This is a genomic window from Marinibactrum halimedae (genome assembly GCF_021234875.1).
In the GTDB taxonomy this organism is placed as follows: domain Bacteria; phylum Pseudomonadota; class Gammaproteobacteria; order Pseudomonadales; family Cellvibrionaceae; genus Marinibactrum; species Marinibactrum halimedae.
Genome location: NZ_JAJQVM010000030.1, coordinates 40957 through 65223, shown reverse-complemented (window position 1 = coordinate 65223; position 24267 = coordinate 40957). Strand labels below are relative to the sequence as shown.

Sequence of the window (24267 nt, the reverse complement as noted above, 5' to 3'; positions counted from 1 at the left end):
GAATAGCGGTCCCGTATTTGGTACTCTATCTGATCATCGGATACATTGTATAAGTGCTGAAGTACGAGTACTTTGAACATCAGAAGCTCGTCATAGGCTTTACGACCCGCATTGCTTTTTCGGTTTGACTTTCGTATTTCCTTTAAGGTCGGACGAAAGGCTTCCCAAAATATCAGTTTGTTGAGATGAACTAATGGATCTTTTTCATCTAACTTGCGATACCTGTCATCTAAATCAAAAAAGCCGGGCTGAGACATAGAAGGAAACTCTTGAAATTTTTGAACAGTGAGATTATATCAAAGTTGGGCTATTTTTAGAGGTGCCCTGAATATTGTATTGTATCTTGAAACCTTGATCTTGGTATTTGTAAGCGCGATTAAACCAGCCATGACGAGAGGTTTTTTCTTGGGCAGTGGCCGCTTGCAGGTTATGAATAATGCGCAGTAAAGAAACAGCGGTATAAATAGGGGTATTGCCCTTGGAATCTTCTTTAATGTTCTGCCATAGCCTTACTTTACTATCAATAATATGCACGGCACGGGTGCCGTTACCACCGAGAATTTTTTTGTACCCTTTAAACTTCTTGTTCTTGCTCATGTGAGCTCCTTGTTCATTCCTGTTACGTTAGACGCGATGGCCAAAACGCATAGTGGTGTATCGTCGGCCACACTGCCAATGTTGAACACATAAAAATTAAGTGTAGCAATAGTGTATAACAGAAAGAAGCAATAAAATGAAAAACGCGCCACAGATGTAAAACAAGGTGGATGCACTTTTTTTAGGTGGCCAATTGCTTACACAGTCTGTCGTCTAAAAAAAGATAAGAAAGGTAAAGTTTTTAAAACGCCAATGGATAATCTAACACTAACATTAATTACACTCACACTTTACTGCGCGCAAAATGCGCCACCATCAACTGGTTGACAAAGCTATACATGACTAAAGGAGAACAACATTCATTGGGAATAAAATAAAACGGAGAAAACAGTCGAAGGAAGAAATGGTATACAGCAAATTATCGACAAAAAAGAAAGGAAGGTTTAAATGTACATCCTTGTGCATTTAAATTAATTCAAATATCTATACAGCTCAGGAAAGTGCCTTGAATTTTTATTCGAACAATAGTTGATTTAACTGACTTGTATTCCTACTTACCAATGTGCAAACCACACTCGCGATTTTTTAATACTTTTGTTGGATCGTAATAATCTTCTTCATTAGGAAGATCGTTGGTGTACATGTATTCCTCTAAATCTAATTCCGTCCAATAAAATAACGGTGCAACTTTAATGACTTGAGTTTTCGGGTCGACGGTGACGATATCCAATGAATCACGGAATGGGGTTTGTTCTTTACGAATAGCCGTTAACCATACTTCGGGCTGATACGTATTCATGGCACGAGAAAACGGCTCTAATTTGACTTCCTGTGTGAAGGCATCATGAGCGGCTTCATCGTCGATACTGGGAATTCCGCCCATGGCCACTGCACGACGCTTTGCCGTTACTTTAGGGGTAAAGTAATCCACTTTCAGTTTTAAGCGCTCAGTAATGGATTGAGCAAATTGATAGGTAGCATCGGTATTGTAACCGTGATCAACACACACAACCGGCATGTCTGGTGCTTGCTGGGCAACCATATTTAAAATGGCGGCCTCAAAGGGGCCAAAGTTAGTGGTAACGATGGTTTTTTTCTGTAACGACAGCGCCCAACGAATAATGTCGTCTGGGTGGCTATTGCGTAACTCCCCATTAATGTCGTTTAACTGCGCTTCACTTAGTGACACTGCACTCATTACTCTTCTCTCCACTTGGCCATTCTGCAAACACACCACAAACTGTGTACGATTGTTTCTGCATCAGCAAATGGCATTGCGATGCGCACCCCTAGCTATAACGAAAGAATAACGGGTTATAAAGCAATCATTGTGGCGTAAAAATAAGATCTGGATAATATCATTCTAGACTTGTGGCAGCGTACTGAACGACGATGGATAAAATCGATAACTCTAATGTAAAGTCTCACTGATTGTACGGATGTTGTGAATATGATGACAGCATTCAGCCGAACCTGTGATGCTCAACTGACTCTGAAAATCGAGCCAACCTGGAATCTTTTTTGGTTATGAAATCACTGTTAGTCGTGGCCCATGCCCCCTCTGCCAATACGCACTCGATGGTGCAGGCCGTATTAAAGGGTGCGCAGCATGAGGATATCGATAGCATCACCACTCAATGGATACCCCCACTGGAGGCCACCCCTGAAGACGTGCTGCGTTGTGATGGTATTATACTGGGCACCACAGAAAACCTAGGGTATATGAGCGGTGCACTGAAAGACTTCTTTGACCGTATTTATTACCCGTGCCTAGAAGAAAAACAGGGGCTTCCATGCAGTCTCTATATTCGAGCTGGTCATGATGGTACGGGCACTCAGCGTGCTTTAAAGACGATCTTAACTGGGTTACGCTGGAACTCAGTGCAAGCACCTTTGGTCTGTCGGGGCGATTGGCAACCCGAATTTCTCGAACAATGCCAAACCCTGGGGCTCACCATGGCCGCCGGGATGGATGCCGGTGTATTTTAGTCGTCATACCTACAGACCAATCCACAGGGGATAAACAGGACATAAAATCATGCAATGGGTGTTGACTGCTCTGTTAACTGTGATCATTTTTGGCTCTGTATTGTGGTTGCTATTGCACGTTCGCACGCCACGCTACCACGTTATTGGCAAAGACATTGAACGCATTCTAGAACTGGTGATTACCGGACAAGCTACCGAGAACGATTGGAGTGTATTTACTGCCTATCAAATACGAGACAACGACTATTTGGAAAGCATCCGCGAACGCTGCATGGAGATCGAAGAACGTGAATACATCGGTGATGTCCGCCCCCCCTATTTATTCACCAGTAATGGCATTGAAGAAATTCGAGCATTGCATGATGAGCTGAAAAATTATCATCAACGCCATGCGCGCTCTTGATCCTTACGCCAGTTCGTGGCAAAAAACCTACCCTTATTCATTTCTATTGTTTAATACCACCTTTGATACGGATTACCGGAGTGAGGCGCAATGACTGTTGAACTATCCCCCATTAGCCGATTTTTGTTGGTCACTGCCGCCTTTGTGGTGGTGGTTGCCGGCATGAAAACGGCTGAATCCTTATTGGTGCCGTTCTTTTTGTCGTTGTTTATTGCGGTGATTTGTTCACCCCCTCTCTCGTGGATGAACCGTAAAGGCGTACCGAATTGGTTGGCCATTTTGATCATCATCGCCGTTATTGTGGTATCGGGTATGGTGATTGGTGCCGTAGTGGGCTCTTCCATCAGCAGTTTCCGCGAGAGCCTACCGGAATATCAAGAGCGCTTACATGAATTCAGCGCCAGTGGTTTTGCTTTTTTAAGCCAGTTCGGTATCAACATAGATCCTCAGCATTGGCGAGAAAATTTTAACCCCAGTGCCGCCCTTGCCTTTGCGGGCAATACGCTGGCTTCCCTCGGCAATGTAATGACCAATGCCTTTCTGATTTTGCTCACGGTGGTGTTTATTCTGGCGGAAGAAGTACGCTTTAGTGATAAATATCGCGCCGCCTCATTGGATGCCGACAGCACCTTAAAAGCAGTAGAGCGCTTTACTTCAGCGGTAAACCGCTACATGGCCATCAAAACCGGCATGAGTTTTCTCACAGGCTTTACCGTATTGATTTGGTTGTGGATTCAAGGGGTAGATTACCCCGCGCTGTGGGGTTTGCTCGCTTTCTTACTGAACTTTGTGCCCACACTCGGCTCGATTTTGGCCGCAATTCCGGCGGTTTTATTATCGCTGGTGCAATTGGGGCCGGGTGATGCACTCATTACGGCTGTGGGCTTTGTGCTGGTGAATGGCATTGTGGGTAACGGTATTGAGCCTCGTGTGATGGGCAAGGGGTTGGATTTATCCGCCCTTGTGGTGTTTTTATCATTGGTGTTTTGGGGCTGGATTCTCGGCCCGGTGGGAATGCTGTTATCGGTGCCCCTAACCATGACCGTCAAAATTGCTCTAGAGAGTTTTGAAGACACCCGCTGGCTGGGCATCATGCTGGGCTCCGGCAAGGGCATTGATGCAATCCACAGTATTATTGCAGAACACACCTCTTCCAACCGACACGCCCAAATTACTAAACACGAAGAAGTGGAGTAGACGAAAAGGCAGAGTCAAAAATAGACGAGCGCGAATCCATTTTCACACACGCGACACTCAAGAATTCCGGCATAATGAAACGCTTTTTTTACTTTGTTTCCGAGGAGTCTTTATGAGTTCGCGTGTTTTATCGGTGCCTAATGCACTCTTAAATCATCTGCAAACCACGGTCCCGAACGCGCAACTTATTGCCACCCCTTTACCGCTGACGCCCGATATTCAATTGTGGCTAGTCGACCCTTCTCTTTTTCAAACACGCTTACCAGAATCCGTTGTGGCCGCCGTTTTTGACGAGCCCGCTTACTGGAGTTTTTGTTGGGCCAGTGGCCAAGTCTTAGCCGCACAAATTCTCGCCAACCCCCATTGGGTGAAAGGAAAAACCGTGGTGGATTTTGGTTGCGGGTCTGCCGTAGTTGCTATTGCAGCCGCTATGGCCGGTGCGGCAAATGCCATTGCCTGCGATTTAGATCATGGCGCCTGTTTATCTGCCGCTGCCAATGCCGAATTAAATAACGTCGACATCATCGTCGCACAAAACATCAACCACATTCAGTGGCCGAATAATCAGCCCAAAGCCGATGTGCTCTTCGCCGCAGACGTGTTATACGACCCCGATAATTTTCCACTGCTAGACGCCTTTTCCCAGTGGGGGGAAGCGATTTGCATCGCCGATTCGAGAGTAAAGAATTTCAATCATCAAAGGTACGCCCGCATTGCCGAGCATCGAGCCACCTCTCACCCAGACATGGGTGAGTTGGAAGAGTATTCTTTTGTAAAACTCTACGCTAATGATAATTTCTCTAACAACCATTTATGAACGACATCTTTATGAACAATATCGAGCCTCCGAATTAATCTATCGGCCTAATTTAGGCGGTACAGCCCAAGCATGTTCATAAGGGTTGTGTATAATCGGCGATTCCACTGATCTGGGAATTAGGAGAAACCATGTATAAACTCGTATTAGTGCGTCACGGAGAAAGTGTGTGGAACCGTGAAAACCGCTTTACCGGCTGGAAAGACGTACAATTGTCTGAAAAGGGTGAACAAGAAGCCATCGCCGCAGGCCAACGCTTAAAGGCCGAAGGTTTTGTCTTCGACAAGGTGTATACCTCAGTACTGACTCGCGCCATCAAAACCGCGTGGTCCATCATGTCTGAATTAGACGCCTGTTACCTCCCTGTGATTAATTCCTGGAAGCTCAATGAGCGTCACTACGGTGCGTTGCAAGGCTTAAACAAAGCTGAAACCGCAGAAAAGCACGGAGAAGAGCAAGTATTGGTCTGGCGTCGCAGTTACGACACGCCACCGCCTGCACTGGAAAAAACCGACGAGCGCTACCCAGGTAAAGACCCACGTTACGCCGACTTAGATGAAAACGAAGTCCCGGTCACCGAATGTTTGGCCGATACCGTTGAGCGTGTGGTGCCATATTACGAAGAGTATATCGTGCCAGAAATTAAAGCGGGTAAACGCTTAATGATTGCGGCACACGGTAATTCATTGCGTGCGTTGGTGAAATACCTCGATAATTTAACCGACGAAGAAATCATGAAAGTGAACATCCCAACCGCCACACCATTGGTGTACGAATTGGATGAAAACTTAAAGCCGATTAAAAATTATTACCTGGCCGACGAAGCCGATTTGGAAGCCGCCATGAGTGCGGTGGCGAATCAGGGTAAGGCGAAGTAAGAATGGCCAATACCGCTACTGTGGCATTAAGTAGTGGTATTGCTCACACTAATAAGCCAAAAAATAAATATTAAGCCTATTAATTAACATCGTTTTTTTAACACCCCTCTCCTGTTAATTCTCAATATGAAAGCAGATTTAAAATATTTCTCATGTTATAATATGCGCCACTAATGTAATTTTCATCTCCCATTATCTATAATATATTTACATCTCTTAACATAAGGATAACTAATAGAATTTGACCGATCAGTCCTTTGAGTGAACACAAAAAAGCTCTAGGGAGAGAGCATAAATTCTCTGTAAACCTCTATTTATACCTATTTAACATTTCAGAATTCAATGAGTTTTGATTCTGTTTTTTTGTTATTAAAAAAATTAATTATTATAAACCTAACATGGAGTGATACTTCGCGGTGAAGAATAAATTTTCTACTTTATTTGCTTCTGCAATTTGTGCAATATCTTGCCAGGTTCACGCATTTAAGATTGACACACACGTCTGGATTGGTCAGCAGGTCATTAATGATATTGCCGATGACGGAATGATACAGATTCAATTGGATAATCGAACCATTAAACTTCCTGTTGATGAAAGTGTTGTCAATGCTATTTTGACTAACCAGTCTGATTTTTTAATGGGTAATATCGGCCCGGATGCGACGCCGGATGTGGTAGTGGGTCAAACCTTGGTTCACCCAGGAAACGAAAACAAAAATTATTGGCAAACCAATGACTGGATGGAGTATTTGCTAGAAAATCAAGACTACAGTGATACGGCTAAAGCCTTTACTTACGGATATCTAGGTCATGCTTCCGCTGATGTTTTCGCTCATACCTATGTTAACCAATACTCTGGAGATATTTTTGCACTTTTTGATAAGGAGCAATTAGTAGAAAGGCGACACTTCGTTTTAGAAGGCTATATCTCCGAGCATTTGCCCCCGCTTTTGAATAAAGATGGCCTCGATTTAGGTCAAGAAGTGGAGCAAATTACATTGGACGAAGAATATGCTCGGTTTATCAACGATATATTGATTATGAATCCTGAGGTTGCAAGGCAATATGCTTCTTCACCTTTTGCTGGTTATTTAGCGGGACTGTATTACTATCGTGAAGCAATTAATGAAATTGCTGAAAACAATATTTGGCATGTAATTGATACAATCGCAACCATAATTATGGTTAGTGAGTGGTTTGAAGAGGATCTTAGTTTTGATGAAGCTAGCTTTATCGTTACCGCCGCTCAGCCAGTTGTCGATGCTTTAAACGAAGATGTTATAGATGGTGTGCAAGAACTGACTGATAGCCGCCTACTTGAGTATGGACGAAAATATAGAACCCTTGGATTTAACAATGTTGCTAAAGCTCTAGACTCATATCAGAGTGCAAAGCAAGAATTGCTAGACAAGCATTATGAGTTTGAATTGGAAGCAGTAGAATTAGCAAATAAAGTTGCTCAGCAGTCTTGCGCTTTGATTGAAGAGGCTTTTTTAGCACCCATTGGTGTTCATGAATACATCATAAGAAGTCTTCCTTTTGGTGAAAGGCTTAATAATCTTTTTATAGACTCATTGGATCCTCATGGATTATTGGATATAAACTCTCTTCAGGATTTGTTAGACCCTGCTGGGTTATTTGATGATGATGACCCAGAACCAATAAAATTAGAAATAGAAACTAGAACAAAAAATGATTGGGAAAGGGAACTTCTGCGGCAATTTAATGATTGGGGGGTCTCCAATATTGATGCTTATGGAACTCAAGCAAATATACGATTACGAATAGGTGGTGAAGGGAATACTTCACATGTAAAAAGAACATATTCAATTTACAATGCAATTAATAGCGCAACAGAAAACTCTTTGATTTCAATATATGATTCTAACTATAATCACTCAGGAATTAGTACTGAATCTGATTTTATTTTATGTGATGCTGCTGCTGTTCTTCAAGAGGAAGTCATAAGATCCCTACATATAAAGCACAAACTTGAAGAAGAACTTATAAAAGAACAAACCCAAACTTTGGAAAATGTAAATGAATTAGAAGTTCAACTTCTGATTGCAGAAGCGGAAGCAGAAAATGTATTGAATGCTATCATCAACCTTTCGCAAAACGCTTCTGGCGATGTTTCCGCTTTTCAATCGTATTTAAGAGCGTGGAGGGATGATTTGGATCAGGCTATCTTGAATTATACCATTGCCGCAAGCCAATCTATGCTTAATACAATCGATTCGTCTGAGGATGTTTCTGCAATAGAACCAATGGAAACTTGGTTTAATTGTCACATGGGTACTTTGTTAGGAATTAATGGTACTGTTTCTTCATGCGAATTTAGGGAAAGTTTAAGTAATCTCTTAACGGCTATTGAAGACATCTTGTTTCTCGCGAGTTCTAATGCATCTCCTCCTGGATTGCCCGATTACCAAGATGAAATTCTTGAACTACAAAGAGATATAAGGGAGCGTTTAGTTCAAGAGCTGAGAGAGTACGTAGCTGAAGAGATTGAAGACTTTATTCCTCCAGAAGTCCAGGAGATGATTGAATTAGTAGATACTAAAATTGATGCCAGAATCTTAAATTCAGAATTTTCTAGGGCGGAATATGGTGAAGTGATCAAAAATCTTGTGATGATTCCTGATATGTCTTCACGAGTAAATGCTGAAATGCATGTTACTAATGGCCTGCTCAATCCAGAGGCGTTTGCACCTATCCGTAATGCCATTGTTTTGGCAAAGCTCGCTCTTTTAGATGAAGATGGTCTTAGGGTGCTAGAAAATGCCGTTAATGCACCAGGTCAACTAACTCAAACACACAACTTAGTAGCGACCGCTTTTACGAATATTGATGGCAATCACCAATGGATGGATCATGCGCCTCCAAGGCCAAACTCCAAAGGCGCTCCTTATCATTATCAATTTGATTACGAGAAGGGGGTTGATTTGGGGCCTCAGGTATACCATACGGATCAAGGCTTCTTACCCTGGAAAGAATCGCTAAGAAAAAAGCTCTTTCGTAGCTTATTTATTGGACCTCTATCGCCGGGGATAGATTCACCAGAATTAATTGGAATGAATTCAGTGTTGAAGAGTGATTATCCTTATCAACCTTGTTATGTTAATCCTTACCCCGTAAATGAAGAGGATCGCACTTGTACGGTAAGTTGGTTGATTCCTATTCTTAGTATTCTGAACTAGGGCATCTTTTTTTGACATAGTACTTCCTGCTTAGAGACTTTCTTCTCTGTATCTAAGCAGGAAGTTTCATATTACATCTCAGTTTTGCTACAACACCGTTCGCTCAGCAAACCAATACACTCCCACCGTCGCAATAAAAACCGAAGCGGGGATTTGAATCGCGAATCGGTACCAGCTCTTATTTTTAATGAGCCAAACCAAAATAGCGGCCCCCAACAAAATCGCAATTTGGCCTATTTCTACCCCAATATTAAACGCCAGCAGAGATACCAAAAAATCGTTTTTGGGCAAACCATATTCGCTTAATACCGAGGCAAAACCTAAACCATGCAATAAACCAAAGGCAAAAACCACGATTGGGCGCCAGCGAGTACTTTGCTTAAAAACGCAATTTTCTATGGCAACCCAAACGATAGACAGCGCAATCAAGGGTTCGATAATGTTTGCGGGTACAGAAACAACGCCAAGGGCCGCCATAACTAAGGTAAGAGAATGCGCAAGGGTAAATGCGGATACCTGCCAGAGTAAAGACGCTAACGCTAACGTTGAAAAAAACAGACCCAGTACAAATAAAATGTGGTCTAGCCCCTTGGGAATAATATGCTCTACGCCTGCCTTGGTATAAAGAAGAAACTTCTGTTGCCAAGGCATGGCGTTTCGCTTTCGCTGTTGTTGTCGTTTTAGTGCCGCTTGATACTCGGCTTCTGCTAAAGTTGACTGAAATTGTAATGGGCCCATTTCGATATCCGAAATAATGACGTCATCTTGAGGATGAGCGGAGGTAAAACAGGCGACCAAAAGTAAACCAACAGCAAGAAGCCATCGAGACCATTGAAATAAGATTATCGGCATTCGATACGACTACCTTAAAAAACAACCGGTCTCGCTAGCGCGAGACTTGTTGGTTTGTGGTTTCTGAAGGGTTGTCTAGCCCGCGAACTTTTAACAGCGCATCAATTTTTGGCTCACGTCCACGAAATTTCTTGTATAACGTCATGGCTTCTTCGGTAGAGCCTTTTTCTAATACATTCGTGCGGTATTTTTGCGCAAGCTCTTGATTAAAGATATCACCCGTCTCTTTAAATGCGGCAAATCCATCGGAATCTAAAACGGCTGAATGAATATAGCCGTAGTAGCCTGCGGCATATCCACCCGCAAAAATATGAGAGAAATAGGTAGAGCGATAACGAGGGGCGATTTCACCAATTAACCCAATACGCTCTAAAGACGCTTTTTCAAAACGATTCGTGTCTTTGAGGTCTTCATCGGCTTTAATGGTGTGCCAGTCCATATCCAGCAATGACGCCGCTAAATATTCTGTATTCGCAAAACCCTGGTTAAATTTAGAGGCTTTCAATAGCTTATCAATTAATTCATCTGGGATTACTTCACCGGTTTGATAATGCTTGGCAAAGGTTTTTAACACCTCAGGCTCTTTCGCCCAGTGCTCATAAATTTGCGCAGGAAATTCTGTGAAATCACGAGGCCCGGAGATGCCAGAAAGACTGCTATAGGTGGTGTTGGTGAGTAACCCGTGGAGCCCATGGCCAAATTCGTGGAAGAGCGTAATTACATTTTCGAAAGTGAGAAGCGCGGGAGCGTCGCCAACGGGTGGAGAAATGTTTAATACATTGACAACCACCGGACGTTCTCTTCCGTCTAAATTCGACTGGCCTTTAAAATTGCTCATCCAAGCGCCGCCACGTTTGGTGGAGCGGGTAAAGAAGTCACCCATAAAAATACCCAGGTGGCTACCGTCTTTGTCTTTGACTTCCCATACACGCACATCGGGATGATAGACATCAATATCAAACAATTCGGTAAAGCTCAGCCCCCATAATTTTTCGGAGGTTTGGAAAGCGCCTTGAAGAACATTATCTAAGGTTAAATACGGTTTTAATGAGGTTTCATCTATGTCGTATTTGGCTTTACGGACTTTTTCGGAATAGTGCCACCAATCCCACGCTTCGAGTTTGAAATCATGGCCTTCGGTTTTAACCATGGCTTGCATGTCGGCGACTTCAACTTTTGCTCTGGCCAATGCCGGTTTCCAGAGTTTCATTAACAAGGCATACACTTCGGCGGGTGTTTTTAGCATCCGTTCTTCTAGCTGAAAATCGGCATGGCTATCGTAACCGAGTATTTGCGCCCGTTGCGCCCGTAATTTCGCAATCTTCGCAACAATAGCGTTATTATCGGTTTCGTTATTATTACTACCACGATTGATGTAGGCCGAATACAACTGTTTTCTTAAGTCTCGCTCGGTAGATTCGGTTAAAAAGGGGTACATGCTGCTGCGGTGCGGAGTGAAAACGTATTTGTCTTGGTAGCGCGCTTTCTCTTCTTCTGATTCCACTTTTTCCATTTTTTGCTTTGCGGTATTCGCTGCTGCGCTAATGGTGCCTTCGGCAAGTCCGTTTAATTGGTTTTTATCGAGAATCAACTCAAACCCGTTGGTTTCTGCTAACAAGTTTTGCCCAAATGAGGTTGCTAAAGTAGACAGCTCGGCATTAATGGCAGTGAGCTTTTCTTTTTGTGTTTTATCGAGCAATGCGCCATTGCGAACAAAGTCTTTATATTGGTCATCAAGTAATTTTAGTTGTTCTTCATTCAGTTCCAGTGTGTCTCGAACCTTCCAGATCGCTTCTACGCGTTTAAATAAATCTGGGTTGAGGTTGATCTTGTCTTGATGCGCGGCCAAAACCGGGCTGATTTCACGCTGAATTTTTTGTATTTCGGGGTTGGTATCGGAACTAGCCAGGTTAAAAAACACGCGTAGCGATTTCGTGAGCAATTTACCGCTTCGCTCTAGGGCTTCTAGGGTATTTTCGAAGGTGGGCGCGTCGGGGTTGCTGGTAATGGCCTCGATTTCTGCAAGATGATCTGTCATGCCTTGCTCGAAGGCCGGCATATAGTGTTCATTGTGGATTTTATCGAAGGGCGGGATTTGAAAAGGCGTTTGGTATTCTGAAAAAAACGGATTAGTCTGTGTTGATGCTTGGCCGTCGTCAATGGAGTGTGAATCGCTCTTGGTGACGGACTGTTCTGCTGTACTTTCCGATTCTTGTTTCTGGGAGCACCCTGCTAAGGAAATCGCCATGGTAAGGGCGAGGAGTGAGGTTCGAAATGGGTTTGCGTATTTAAGCATTACCGTTTCTCTCTATTGTTAGGTTTGTTGAGGCCAGTAAAAAAGCGTTTTTGCCTGATGCCGGCTATATGCCCTTGTGGGGACTCTTCATTTCATTCACGTAGTTGAGCTACCTGAAGTCTGACCGGGTAGGTACTTAATCTTAGATAGCCACTTACATTAGATGGCTACTGCTAATTAGATAGCTACTTAATTAAATTGCTATTTCGGTTGCTCAAACGCTAAAAACGTCTAAAAATTATTCAGTATTGACGTTATTGTTATAATATAACACTCATCATTATTCGGGTAAAAGCGTGTCATTGAATGAAAAATTTTGCGCCACAGCGTGATATGCTTTTTGTGTTGATGTGTTTGTTGGAAGAAGGTTACGTTTTTGCGGGGGGCTGAGCCTCAGTCGTTTCTGGTGATTGAAACGCTCCGTGCTCTAAAAACTGCAACACTTGCTGGATGACTTTTTTATTCTTCATCATGAATGGGTGAGTCACCGGTAGGGTAATGTGATCGGTCATGCCTTCCACTTTTGTACTCTCGATGGTGACCTTGCCATCGTCTTTTCCGGGTAAAAATAAAGAAAGAATCAAGTTAATACTTCGTGATCCGGCGATAACACCCAATTCAAAATTGACCGGGCCTAAATGGCCGGGCACGCTTGCCTCACCCGTACCCAATTGAAAGCCTGCAGGCCCGCCAAACAGAGTAAAGCCGGGTACATGTTGATAAGAATCGACCACTTCACTGCCTTGGTTGGGTGGGCCAAGCATCACAACACGGCCGAGCTTTTCTAGCGTGTGGTCATGTAAATATTGTCGTACCAAAATGCCGCCCATAGAGTGGGTAACAAAATGCACTTGGTCGTATTTTGGGCACTTGGAAACAGCAGCGGGAATGGTTTCTGTCGCGAGCACTTCAATCGGGGCCGAACGGGATGGGTATTTATAATTAACCGGGTGAAGTTGTTCGGCGGCCAATACCTTTTCCAGTTTGGCCATGTCTCGCTCACTTTTAGCCAAACCATGCAGTAAAATAACACAATCCAGCGCGCTTGCTTGCACGCTTATTGCACATAGCGCAAGGATGATCCATTTGACTTTATGGTTAGTACATTCCTTTTTATTTCTCTGCTTTGGTATTCTAAACAAAATAAATCACTCATTATGCATTCTTATTTTCAATAATCCTTAGAATACTCCAACTTTAAGAGGTGGCTCAACTACAAAAAAATCGATACTGTGTTTAAGCTGCATTTACACAGGAATTCATTGGTTCTATGCCTTATAAAAAGAAAAAATTGTTAAGAGGAGAAAATATGAATCTAAAAAAAAATCTATTAAAATACCTAGATCAATTAAAAGGGATTTTAAAGAAAACACCAGAGGGTTTATTCTCTAAATCGCTGGATGAGAAAATGCTACCTCTTGGTGTGCATGGCAAGGTGGCCGCTAATTTTGCTCTGCGCGGATATTGCCCAGTGGTCAATCGTTCTATCCCACATGAGAGCGTACCTGGTTTCTCTAAAACTGATGTACTCTATCATATAAATGATGCTGCCCAACATTTAACCGAACTGCCGGATATTGAATGTTTAAATCAGCACAAGTTTCACTCAGAAAATGCTGGTAATCGAGAAATAAAATTACCGGAACCCGAATTTATTCACCTCTACATTCTGCCAAATTTTTACTTCCATATTAGCATGGTCTACGCAATCGCTAGAGCGAATGGCGTGGAACTTGGAAAAGGGGATTTCGACGGGCTTCATGAATACCCATCGGGTTTTAGTTTTATTGCTCCGGCAGAAAAACAAACAGTTTAATTCGTTTGTTTTTTATCACTATGCTTGGATTGATCCTTAAACTGCCACAACACATTGATAATTTTCCAATCCCCATCAGCATTTTTATACAAATGCATATAATCAATCCAGTCATCGGCCTCTAACTTCACTGAGGCCACACGCCCTTCTACGTCCAATACCGTCACCTGCTTCTTCGGTATTTTTGGAAACTTGTCACCGTTTGCATTATAAGATTTAGCAATCTCTAACATGATATTACGGTCGGTCTCCATCACAAATTCGTTATCTTCTTTATCCTGCCAATAAGTACGCTTGGCAAGCTTTTCATCCAATGATCGCTGCATTTGCAATGAATTGCTCGAGTGCTGTGATTCAATATAATCTAACGCTGCCCGTGCAATACGCTGCTTTTCAAGCATGAGCTGACTCGAAGCATCGAGGCCGACCTCTACCGCAAATACAGAAATAGACGTCATCGAAATGGATAACATTACAAAAACAGACAGTATTAACGAACGAAACATATCACCTCTCATCTAATATAATCTGTCATCTAAATATAAGAAAAAGAATTTTCACACTGGCCATAGACAGGGGAATACCCGATAAATTTCATTGATTAAGGTTATTTTCGTCAAAAAAATGCATCAACCGGAATAGCCTAAGCTATTCCGGTGATTTTTTGTGAAAAACAGAATGATTAGGCCGTGCTTTAATTAGGCAATATTTTGCGCTTTATCGTTGTGGTGGCCAACACCCTTGGCAACGCGGTATCAATATCCACCCCGATGGATTGCAAAGTCAGTGTATTACCTCTGATAATTACATACATAAACCCTTCTATGCGTTCATGTTGAAAATAAACCGCATTGTCATTCGGGCGTTCTAATCCATTCGCTTTAGCACCCGCACCAGAAACCACAAATTCTGTTAAACCACATTCTGCCACAGGCTTTAGGGCCTGCAAATTATGGTCATGGCCAGAAAACAGTATATCCACCCGATTACACACATAATCATCCATAAAGTCTTTAAAAATCTTTCCGCTGACTTTGTCTAACAATGCCCCACCTGGAATGGTTCGATCATAATTTCTTGCATTCCCATGACGACCATTAGACACATAAGGGTGATGCGTAAAAGCAATTTTCCAATCCGCTTGACTATTATCTACGACACTGCGAAACCATGCACCTTGACCACTCGCATAACGCTCTGGATTGTATTCATTATTTGGATCAATAATTCCAACAAATGGCGCAGAATCTAACGCGAATAATTGAACCAATGGGCTTTCACTATCGCCTTGAGGCAATACCGTATAATAACGGCTAGGCATCTGCCATTTTTCAGTAAGACGATCAGAACGATAATGATACTGAACCTGTACATTGCCCAGTGCCTGATTACCGCCATCACCATCATCAAAACGGCCAGTATCGTGATTGCCTAGCACCACGTAAAAAGGAAAATTAAGGGCTTGGTAAGGCAACTCAAACTTCGTATCAAACTGTTCATCGTAAATATGAGTAGGCGTACCATCGTAAAAGTTATCACCTAACCCCAATGCAAAATCACAACCATTGGCATCACACCATGCTTTGATGGCAGTGCCAACCTGATATTGTTTTCGATTGCCTTCACCTGTATCCCCCAATGCAATAAAACGCACTGATTTGTTAGTATTTCCATCACCCTCTGCAAAAGGAATTGGACGAAAATATGCATTTACTTCCACGTCATCCCCTAAAACGACGCGACACTTATTAGCAATCGTTTGATCGCAGTCACCCGACCAACGATCGAGTACATAACCCTCATCGGCAATCGCTCGGAATGTGACAATAGAGTCTTCGATATCCAAATCAAGGTCTTGATAATCTTCTACACGACATACTCCAGAATCACTTCTGCACTGAATGTAATCAGGATCAGAAATAACCGTACCTTTTCCCTCTACGATCACATCAATATTACAACCAGATAAAATCAACAATACTCCTAAAAATAAATATTTAGACGACAAATGACAAGATGGTATCCTCATAACAGGCTTCGCAATTAAGCGCCTCCGCAGTTGATTTTGTTAACTCACCATTTTTATATCGCCATTCGCTGAATCGATTTTTAATAATCGACGAACGGACAGTAGTTTCAAAAAGCAAGTCAAGAATAACGAGAGAGGGTCATACTTTTATGAAGCATGAGTTAAGAGAAAATGACGATCAAGAGTTCACAATCAATTAATCAGCATGACCAATCGATTGTGAATATATGGATAGAAACAATGGGGTTTAGATATCAAATTGCTCTTTCAATTCGGTAATTTTCGCTTGCATTTCTATCGTTAATTCTTGTGGCGATAAACGTTCAATGATATTACGCAGTACCCTCTTTTCATTTTCATCGACCACACCATCTCGTAGTGCAATACATACCAACGAATCCAATTCTTTAACGTCCAACTTGCCATCATCGGCGAAGCAATTAATGGATCTAAAAGTAATTTCTAAATAGTCTCTACTTTCCATTTCTTGTTTCCTCTTATCGGAGAGTTAATCGTTTTTCGTGCAAGATCACTGTGTGTTTTTGGTGGTCACATCAGCCCCTAACACCTTGAGCTGACGCAATTGTTGTGAAATATCTTTCATACGATCATGAGTACCCAAATCAATTTCAAGTTTTTTATCCATAGAGCGTACCAGCGGGAAAATACTGTTCTCGATGGTATCGGCTAATACGGTTAAAATTTTATCTAAGCCGGGCACGGGCTGATTTACCACATTGATTTCGGGCTTGGATTTTTCCAAAGAATGTGCAATTTTTGTTAATGCGGTTAAAACCTGTGTGGTGGTGTGATTAGCATCTGTTTCCTGTGATGTCAATTTCGCTTCTTGTTGTTGAGTGCGTTGTTGAATGCGTTCTTGATCTGATTGCTCTTGTCGCGCTTGTAATTTCTCTTGACGCTCCTGGAGCTTCAGCTCTAACTTCAAGCGATCCGTGTGCTGATTTTTGCTTAACTCCGCTTGGGCCTGTAATGCTTCGGTAATGTTTGATACCGCACCGACAATATCATTCAATTGTGCCGTTACACGAGTGGCGCCATCTGCACCATCGCCTCCCATGGCCTTATTTCTTAAGAAATCTGCTTTAATCGCATTCCAACGAGCTTGCTGATCATCGGTAATGTTACCGCGTAATTCAGCCAACTTGAGCAAGTTATCTTCTGCCCCAGTGGTAAGCAATTGGGATTCCCCTAAATAATGATCCGCAATCATTTGTAACAGTTCGTCTTCATTCATGACAGCCGTTACCTTCTCTGTCATTTTATTCATGTTGCGATAACTGCCCTGCAATTTGAATGATGGCTCGGTTCGATATTTATCATTCATAGCGGCTGACGCAATGTATTGTTGATTAATTTTTAAAACAACATCACGGATACGGAAAAGCTTTTTCAGGACATCAATAATTTCTTTAATTTCAGCACCACTGTATTGATGCTTTAAATCTGTTGTTGGCACGTTTTTGCCTTGTGCCATTTCCACCAAGCGATAGACATCATTCATATCTCGTAACGCAAGTGGCGCAAGTACTGGGTTTGACGTTAACGCATTCTCGATGTAACTCAATGCAAATTGTTCTTCCATCCCCCCGAGAATATCCCCCAAATTATAAATATCAGCACGGTTGGCTAACATATCGGGTATTTTAAACGCTTCACCGGTTTCTGTGTAAGGGTTACCCGCCATGACAACACAGAATTTTCGCCCACGCATATCATAGGTTTTTGATTTTCCTTTCCAAATACCATCTACTCGTCGAGTACCGTCACACAACGAAATGAATTTTTGTAAAAATTCAGGATTAGTATGCTGAATATCATCCAAGTACAACATGACGTTATTGCCCATTTCTAACGCCAAGTTTAGTTTAATCAGCTCTTGCCTGGCCGTCGCGTTATTGGCTTGCTCTGGGTCGAGCGAAATAACATCATGACCGATGGAAGGGCAATTAATTTTCATAAAAATTAATCCGAGACGACTGGCCACATACTCCATTAATGTGGTTTTACCGTAACCCGGTGGCGATATCATCATCAACAAACCCATTAAGTCTGTACGCTTATCTTCACCCACCGTTCCCATTTGCTTGGCCAAGTTGTCACCAATGATAGGCAAGTAGGATTCATTAATTAAGCGGTTACGAACAAACGAGCTGAGTGGGCGCGGTTTAAATTCTTCTAAACGAAGATTCTCGCGCTCTGAGTGAATCACCTCTTGTCGAAGTTCTAGATAACGATGATAAGTGGGTATCACTACGGATTGATGATGGCTTAACCGCTGCAAAAATTCATCTAGAGAAAACTGAAGCGTTCGATTTTGGATACGAACATGCTCACCCATTAATCCATTCACAACCAGTTCGGTATCCACTTGAGTGGTTCGATAACTTAAACGAGACTCCGCATTAATAAGCGCCGTTGCTTCGGGAATGTATCGCTCTAATTGAGTGAGCTGCTTACTTTCCACCAAAGCAACAAACCAGGCATGAGTAAGCTTCCAACGCTCACCTGGCCAACCTTTCATTTTTTCTAAAGCGGCTTGAAATTGACGCCAAGTATTGTCATCCATAGAGTGGCGTAACTCATCACTGAGCGTTTGCGCTTTTGCGGATTGAATAAATTCCAATTTTTCTGTGGATAGCTCCGCCACTAAATAATCCGCCGCCTGCTCGATATCCAAGGCCACAAACGGCATGCCATGTTGCTCAACAAATGCGGTAATTGCTGTTGCCACTTCTTGAGACAGTAATTGTCGAGCATTCACACTGGAAAAATGCTGCTGCATATGAGAGGCCGATCGCGCCCTTTCCGGCCAAGTATCAAACGATAATGCTGCCTGTTCTGTGGCCAACTCGCCTTCTGAATGGTGCACTCGTGCCCGAGGCTTCACTTGATGAGCCACATTCGCCCAAAAAATTCGCGCCAAAGCACGAGCCGTTGGGTTAAACTTAAGTAAGTCTGCAGACTCTAGTGTGGGTAATAACTGTTTTAATAGTTGGGTGGCATCAAAATCATGAATGCCTTTTTGATAACCTTCTTTATAACGTGGATTGGCATAGGTTTGAACCAATTTTTGCAACGCCTCTTCTTCCAAGGCCGCTTCATGCAAAACTTTGATGGAAAGATCACTCTCACCCCTTTCCGCCGCCTCCAAGATGGAATACGCCAGAAATTCCGCACGATACACATCCGGTGTTTCGGACACTATCGACATGTCCCAATACGCCTTTTGAGCGATTAATTCATCATTTTCGATGGGTTCAAAGAAGTCTGTCCCGGTAAGATGAATATTAAGTTTTCCATCTCGTGGCAATAGCGTTAAATCTAACTCCTGAGTATTCACCGAGAATTTATGACGCGGCCCCAATTTAATGATTTTTCCACCGTCTTCAAATATGTCGGTTTTGTCTCTCAGGCTTCGTAAACCTTGTTCTTTAATGGCTTTGTAGCGCGCCTCGATATCATCCGCTTTAACAGCACTATCAAGCTCGCGCAATTGTTCAGTAAGCTCTCTCACTTTCATCGTGAGCGGGTCGGAGGCAAAAAACGTATTGAGCTGGTCAGCTTCGGTGAATTTTAAAACACGTTTATCAATGCTTTTTAGAATTCGGTCTGCCGCATCTGATAACGATTGTGCTCTGCGTTGTTGCTCGTCCACTAACTGCTGTTTATGACTTTCAAAAGATTCATACACTTCTTCCCGCTTATCCATAATATCGGAAAGAAATTGATCAAATTCACTGAATTGACTTTCCAGTTCTTCCAGTTGCACCAATAAACGAGAGAGTTGTTCGTCGCATTTATCCGGTGTCGTCGCTTGGCTGAGCGCATTGGCAATGCTTTGCGAAAACAATTTAAATTGCGCACTAAACTGTGCAATAGCCTCTTCTGAACCTAAACTTTTCTGCTTATGTTTCGCGGATGCCTTGCATTGATTTAACTGTGCATATACCTGAGAAACCGCATCAATAATGGCAGTACGAACAGTGGCATCTTTTACCTTTAGTGTTCCCATCAATTCAGACAGTAAATCAAGCCCCTGTGTGGTTGCTTCAATGACTTCGGTGACTGGCTCCAGCAAAGAGACCGTAGTGGCTGCCTCAATATCGCTATTTAGCTGCTTAATTTTATCCTGATAAGGGTCCAATGCGGTTTCTGAGGACAGAAATTCAACTGTAGATTCACTGAGTTCTTGATCTAATGCCTGAAGGGATTCATCCAATTCTCCAATACGATCGACATCAATGTATCGTAACTCTTTTAAGGTAATCAGATGGCCTCGCTGTCGACGAATGTTTCCCAGCGCCTGCACATACTCTTCAGCCGAATGCCAATTTTCTGGCTGAATAGACTGCTCTAATTGTGTTTGCTGTTGCTCTGCATCAGCCATGGCTTTAGCAGAATGATGACGAATACTTTTTACTTTTTCGAATTCATCAATTACCAACTCGGATGTTTCAATCACTTCATTAATGGCTTGTTGAATACCAGACATTTCGTCTTCTGCTAGCCAATAATAATCATCACTGAGTTTGCGGGCCGATTGGGTTAACTCTTCGTATAACTTTGACGAGGCTTGTTGATTATTAACAAACCGAATAACAGAAAAAATATCTGAAATACCACGAACTAATTCGGCATTACCAATTCGCCCATAGAAAGTTTGACTGGCCGGTGCTTGACTGGCGTATTCTGCGCTTTCATAAGGCGTCTGCCATATTTGCATAGGGTGGACACGGGTAGGCTCTTCTTCGGCAGAGAAAATCACAATTTGACCATTTTCCGCTAAGGCATAACCATGACCATAAATCGGATTTTGCAAGCTTTTTGCAATTAAATTGTATGCAAATAAGGCCACCACACCGGCAACGGGTTCATAAAAAACAAAGAGGACATCTTCCCCATTAGGGGACTTAATAACACGCTTAAATCGCAACCCTGGTACATCTTCAGCAAAGGATTTGGTTTCGCCATCTTGAAGATAATAACCACCGGGGAAAACCACACCGTGATCTTCGGGTAATTGCACACAAGACTGGCCAATAGCATCAATGCGATGGACCGTTTCTGTCATCGTATTGAAAATAAAATACCGCCAAGTTTCTTCTCGATAGGGACGAATCTTAATTAGAATTAAACCACCTAAACGGGCATATTCAATTTGTGCATCATCCAAAGACTGGGTTTTGTCTTCAACCGGTTCACGATAAATGCCGAGTCCATCTTCGGTATTGTTTTCAATTTTAATGGTGAGATCGCCGTTAATGGTTTCCACAAAAACGGTGTCAAGAATATTAATGTGTGGATGCTTTCCATGAACACTGTCTTCCCGCGTTGTTACTATCCACTCAAAATCATGGGCAGGCGGTAACTGAATATCGCGCTCACCACGATTATCAATGTATTGCAGTGTTTTGCCGTCTGGGGAAATCGCCCATCGAAACACTCGCAAGTCATCTAAGCGATCACCAATTTGAAATGCTGCAAGTAGTTTTCCATCTTTTACCGTCAGTTGAATTAACTGAGTATTTTTGTAATAGCGATACAGCTCATCAAAGTCATTAACAAAACCGGGTTCAGACAAAAAGGTGCCCGATGCCGCAACCGGTTCTATATCATAATGACCGTCTTTCTCGGTTAACGAAAATAAGGCAAATACATCGTCTATTTTGGTTTCTTTTTTCAAACCAATATACACATTGTATCCAAATAATAGTGTTTCACCGACCTGAACAATATCGCGAGCAATACAATTATTTTCCGTTCTAACACGCACACGACCCAGTACCGACATATCAGAACCACCAAACTCCGCCATACGAGCTTGATTCAATGATTCCACTAACGAGGTTAATGCAGCGCCTTGTTCCGTTAAGCGCTTACGAATTACTTCATAAGCCCCCCCTTCTGCAACGGCTTGATCTACATTATCGTTACGTACTTCATCGTTACGTACTTTATCATTACGTACATCTGAATGACTTTGCTCTGATGATGAGGCAGTTGGTGCCATGATAGTTCCCTGTGAAAACGGTCTGTATTAATTCAAGTCTTAGTGAGGTCACACAACAGACCAATAGCTCAATTCGGTTGTATCATTCTGTAATAGATCACATGAATTTTGCTACTGGTCCATTGCTATCTCTAACAATAAAGAATCAAATTGCGTTAATCCTGCTTTTCTGATGGCTTCGATTCAGAGGGCTCTGAACTGGCTTGAGCCGATTGCATAACCGATTCAATCATCGGCGCAGCTTGAGGGGCAAAACGTTGAATTAATGCACCAATCGTCCCGCTTTTTTCCGCTAAACCATCAACGGCCTTACCAATGGATAACGACTTCGCGAAGTTATTAAAGAAGTGATCTTCTCCACCCACGATATCAATTTTCGCTCTCTGTAAAGCCGTCGCCAAGACTTCCGCATTTTCTTTCGCGATATCTTTACCGGCATCAATTGAAGCCATGGCTTCTTTCAACGCAGTTTCCAAACTCATGCGGAATTCTTCGTGTGCTCTTGCATCGGCACTCATGGAATTCATCGCATCGAATTTATCCACCAACCCTTCTGCCTCTGCTTTAAACTGAGCACGAGTCACTTCAGCTTGTGCCAATCCCACTTCACGCTCTTGCTTCGCGAGGGCATCACTTTTCGCACTCACCACCTCGGCTTCGGCTTTACCCGTACCCAATAAAGCATCGGCTTCAGCATCCCCTTTAGCACGAATAACGGTAGCTTCGGCCATCCCTTCTTTTTCTAAAGCATCCGCTCGCGCTTCTTGCACTTTGGCATCTGCCAAACCGGGTGCGGCACGCTCTGCCTGAATGCCTTCGGCCAATTTTTTCTTCGCATCGGCTTCTTTTCCAGACGCTTCTAACTCCGCTTGAGCACGAGTCGTTACTTCAATCGCATGATGCTTCGCGGCTAATTCTTCCGCTTCCGCCGCTTTGACTTGCTTCACTTTTTCTTCTTCGGCTTCCGCCTCTGCAGCCAGTACACGTGTTTGTTTTGCACGATCGGCTTCCGACACTTCACGCACTTCTTTAATGCGTTCTTCTTCTACCGCAACGGTTTTATCCACCATGACACGCTCGCGTACCACGTTGGCAATTTCTTTGCGCTCCACTTCAACGGCTTTTTCCGCTTCAATTTTTTGAATTTCTACTTCACGCTCACGAGCAACCACTTCCAAATCCCGTGCACGCGTGACCTTTTCCACTTCAATGACCACAGCACGCTGGCGATTTTGTTCCGCCACTTCTACTTCGCGCTTTTGATTCTCTTGCTGCACCGCCAAATCGCGCTCTACTTCAATGCGGGTGGTTTCTGATTTACGGCGCTCTTCTTCCTGAATTTTTAACGTTTCTGCTTCTTCACGAGCACGAATGGTAGCCACTTCACGTTCTTGACGGGCTTCCGCATCCGCCTGCTGACGCTCTAATGACAACATCGCCTCTTTGGTTTCTACATTCTTTTTCTTAATCGCCAGTTCTTCATCGCGCTCTAGCGTATTAGTAATTACATTTTGAGCTGCGGTTAATTCGGTGATTTTTTTAATCCCCTCTGAATCCAAAATGTTATTCGGGTCTAGGGCCGATCGCGGAGTTTGCTCAAGGTAATCAATGGCCACATCTTCCAATACATACCCATTAAGATCGTTACCAATCACTTCCACAATTTTTTCACGGAATTGAAGCCGATCTTCAAACAATTTCACAAACTCAATTTGCTTACCCACCGTTTTTAACGCTTCAGAAAATTTCGCATTAAAGAGTTCATTCACCGCTTGCTTGTCTGAGGCACGATCCGCACCTAATGATTTGGCGACTTTAAGTACATCTTCTGCGGTTTCATTCACGCGAAGATAGAAAGCAACGGTAATATCGGCTCTCATATTATCAGCACAAATCAACCCATCATTGCCGCGCCGATCTATTTCTAAGGTAATGAGTGAAATTTTCATTAATTCTTTTTTATAGATCACCGGGTAAACCAGCTTACCGGTAAAACTGACTTTCGGTGTTGGGCTCATGTCATTCACAATGAGTGCCGTGCCCTGCTCCACCTTGATATAAAAGGCTTTAAAGATTAAAGCAAATACAATAATGACAAATATTACCGCGCCTATGGTAAGACCAATTCCGGTTAACAATACTGGATCTGGCATTGTTGCTCT

At 42.8% G+C, this 24267-nt stretch carries 18 protein-coding genes; 7 read left to right on the top strand and 11 right to left on the bottom strand.

Annotation, left to right across the window (positions count from 1 at the left end):
- The 3 genes from LU351_RS16195 to LU351_RS16185 all read right to left on the bottom strand — a co-directional run.
- Positions 1–257: transposase (locus LU351_RS16195; RefSeq protein ID WP_232593637.1), on the bottom strand; the 257-nt coding region annotated here is incomplete at its 3' end.
- Positions 258–291: 34 nt separating this feature from the next.
- Positions 292–597: a hypothetical protein gene (locus tag LU351_RS16190; RefSeq protein WP_232595134.1), complete on the bottom strand. Its 306-nt coding sequence runs from the start codon at positions 595–597 to the stop codon at positions 292–294.
- A 550-nt stretch (positions 598–1147) separates the two neighbouring features.
- Entirely contained in the window at positions 1148–1795 is a 648-nt protein-coding gene (locus tag LU351_RS16185; protein ID WP_232595133.1) for a phosphoadenosine phosphosulfate reductase domain-containing protein, read from the bottom strand.
- 329 nt (positions 1796–2124) lie between these two features.
- Here LU351_RS16185 and LU351_RS16180 point away from each other — a divergent pair, with 329 nt between their 5' ends.
- The 6 genes from LU351_RS16180 (at position 2125) to LU351_RS16155 (ending at position 9081) form a co-directional block, all read left to right on the top strand.
- Positions 2125–2586, top strand: coding sequence for a flavodoxin family protein (locus LU351_RS16180; RefSeq protein WP_232595132.1), 462 nt, complete (start codon positions 2125–2127; stop codon positions 2584–2586).
- A gap of 49 nt (positions 2587–2635) precedes the next feature.
- Positions 2636–2989, top strand: coding sequence for a hypothetical protein (locus LU351_RS16175; RefSeq protein ID WP_232595131.1), 354 nt, complete (start codon positions 2636–2638; stop codon positions 2987–2989).
- Between the two features lie 90 nt (positions 2990–3079).
- A complete protein-coding gene (locus LU351_RS16170; RefSeq protein WP_232595130.1) occupies positions 3080–4186 on the top strand; it encodes an AI-2E family transporter in 1107 nt (368 codons plus the stop codon).
- 112 nt (positions 4187–4298) lie between these two features.
- On the top strand, positions 4299–5003 hold the full coding sequence (locus LU351_RS16165; protein WP_232595129.1) for a 50S ribosomal protein L11 methyltransferase: 705 nt from the start codon (positions 4299–4301) through the stop codon (positions 5001–5003).
- A gap of 131 nt (positions 5004–5134) precedes the next feature.
- Positions 5135–5881, top strand: a complete 747-nt coding sequence (gene gpmA / locus LU351_RS16160; protein WP_232595128.1) for a 2,3-diphosphoglycerate-dependent phosphoglycerate mutase — start codon at positions 5135–5137, stop codon at positions 5879–5881.
- A gap of 416 nt (positions 5882–6297) precedes the next feature.
- Positions 6298–9081, top strand: a complete 2784-nt coding sequence (locus LU351_RS16155) for a zinc dependent phospholipase C family protein (protein ID WP_232595127.1) — start codon at positions 6298–6300, stop codon at positions 9079–9081.
- A gap of 87 nt (positions 9082–9168) precedes the next feature.
- On the opposite strand, the gene LU351_RS16150 is transcribed toward LU351_RS16155, so the two are convergent.
- The 3 genes from LU351_RS16150 to LU351_RS16140 form a co-directional block, all read right to left on the bottom strand.
- The gene (locus LU351_RS16150) at positions 9169–9933 is read right to left on the bottom strand and encodes a HupE/UreJ family protein (RefSeq protein WP_232595126.1); all 765 of its coding nucleotides are present in this window, start codon (positions 9931–9933) and stop codon (positions 9169–9171) included.
- A 34-nt stretch (positions 9934–9967) separates the two neighbouring features.
- The gene (locus tag LU351_RS16145; RefSeq protein WP_232595125.1) at positions 9968–12229 is read right to left on the bottom strand and encodes a M3 family metallopeptidase; all 2262 of its coding nucleotides are present in this window, start codon (positions 12227–12229) and stop codon (positions 9968–9970) included.
- A gap of 368 nt (positions 12230–12597) precedes the next feature.
- Complete coding sequence (locus LU351_RS16140; RefSeq protein WP_232595124.1) at positions 12598–13284, bottom strand: esterase/lipase family protein; 687 nt, start codon at positions 13282–13284, stop codon at positions 12598–12600.
- Positions 13285–13499: 215 nt separating this feature from the next.
- Here LU351_RS16140 and LU351_RS16135 point away from each other — a divergent pair, with 215 nt between their 5' ends.
- Complete coding sequence (locus tag LU351_RS16135; RefSeq protein WP_232595123.1) at positions 13500–14045, top strand: DUF1993 family protein; 546 nt, start codon at positions 13500–13502, stop codon at positions 14043–14045.
- Here the strand turns inward: LU351_RS16135 and LU351_RS16130 are convergent.
- From LU351_RS16130 to LU351_RS16110, 5 genes are all read right to left on the bottom strand, one after another.
- Positions 14042–14551 carry a nuclear transport factor 2 family protein gene (locus LU351_RS16130; protein ID WP_232595122.1) on the bottom strand — a complete coding sequence of 170 codons (510 nt, stop codon included), beginning with the start codon at positions 14549–14551 and terminating at the stop codon, positions 14042–14044. The genes LU351_RS16135 and LU351_RS16130 overlap by 4 nt on opposite strands.
- Positions 14552–14739: 188 nt before the next feature.
- Positions 14740–16020: a metallophosphoesterase gene (locus LU351_RS16125; RefSeq protein ID WP_232595121.1), complete on the bottom strand. Its 1281-nt coding sequence runs from the start codon at positions 16018–16020 to the stop codon at positions 14740–14742.
- A 301-nt stretch (positions 16021–16321) separates the two neighbouring features.
- Positions 16322–16558 (bottom strand): hypothetical protein, encoded by a 237-nt coding sequence (locus LU351_RS16120; RefSeq protein WP_232595120.1) that lies wholly within the window; start codon positions 16556–16558, stop codon positions 16322–16324.
- Positions 16559–16603: 45 nt separating this feature from the next.
- Entirely contained in the window at positions 16604–22105 is a 5502-nt protein-coding gene (locus LU351_RS16115) for a DNA repair ATPase (RefSeq protein WP_232595119.1), read from the bottom strand.
- Positions 22106–22260: 155 nt separating this feature from the next.
- Positions 22261–24258 carry a flotillin family protein gene (locus LU351_RS16110; RefSeq protein ID WP_232595118.1) on the bottom strand — a complete coding sequence of 666 codons (1998 nt, stop codon included), beginning with the start codon at positions 24256–24258 and terminating at the stop codon, positions 22261–22263.
- Positions 24259–24267 lie beyond the last annotated feature (9 nt).

What these genes read in the sequence shown, in the direction of transcription:
- LU351_RS16190 (WP_232595134.1), bottom strand. Translation starts at nt 597, where the DNA reads ATGAGCAAGAACAAGAAGTTTAAAGGGTACAAAAAAATTCTCGGTGGT.
- LU351_RS16185 (WP_232595133.1), bottom strand. Translation starts at nt 1,795, where the DNA reads ATGAGTGCAGTGTCACTAAGTGAAGCGCAGTTAAACGACATTAATGGG.
- LU351_RS16180 (WP_232595132.1), top strand. Translation starts at nt 2,125, where the DNA reads ATGAAATCACTGTTAGTCGTGGCCCATGCCCCCTCTGCCAATACGCAC.
- LU351_RS16175 (WP_232595131.1), top strand. Translation starts at nt 2,636, where the DNA reads ATGCAATGGGTGTTGACTGCTCTGTTAACTGTGATCATTTTTGGCTCT.
- LU351_RS16170 (WP_232595130.1), top strand. Translation starts at nt 3,080, where the DNA reads ATGACTGTTGAACTATCCCCCATTAGCCGATTTTTGTTGGTCACTGCC.
- LU351_RS16165 (WP_232595129.1), top strand. Translation starts at nt 4,299, where the DNA reads ATGAGTTCGCGTGTTTTATCGGTGCCTAATGCACTCTTAAATCATCTG.
- gpmA (WP_232595128.1), top strand. Translation starts at nt 5,135, where the DNA reads ATGTATAAACTCGTATTAGTGCGTCACGGAGAAAGTGTGTGGAACCGT.
- LU351_RS16150 (WP_232595126.1), bottom strand. Translation starts at nt 9,933, where the DNA reads ATGCCGATAATCTTATTTCAATGGTCTCGATGGCTTCTTGCTGTTGGT.
- LU351_RS16145 (WP_232595125.1), bottom strand. Translation starts at nt 12,229, where the DNA reads ATGCTTAAATACGCAAACCCATTTCGAACCTCACTCCTCGCCCTTACC.
- LU351_RS16135 (WP_232595123.1), top strand. Translation starts at nt 13,500, where the DNA reads ATGCCTTATAAAAAGAAAAAATTGTTAAGAGGAGAAAATATGAATCTA.
- LU351_RS16130 (WP_232595122.1), bottom strand. Translation starts at nt 14,551, where the DNA reads ATGTTTCGTTCGTTAATACTGTCTGTTTTTGTAATGTTATCCATTTCG.
- LU351_RS16120 (WP_232595120.1), bottom strand. Translation starts at nt 16,558, where the DNA reads ATGGAAAGTAGAGACTATTTAGAAATTACTTTTAGATCCATTAATTGC.
- LU351_RS16115 (WP_232595119.1), bottom strand. Translation starts at nt 22,105, where the DNA reads ATGGCACCAACTGCCTCATCATCAGAGCAAAGTCATTCAGATGTACGT.
- LU351_RS16110 (WP_232595118.1), bottom strand. Translation starts at nt 24,258, where the DNA reads ATGCCAGATCCAGTATTGTTAACCGGAATTGGTCTTACCATAGGCGCG.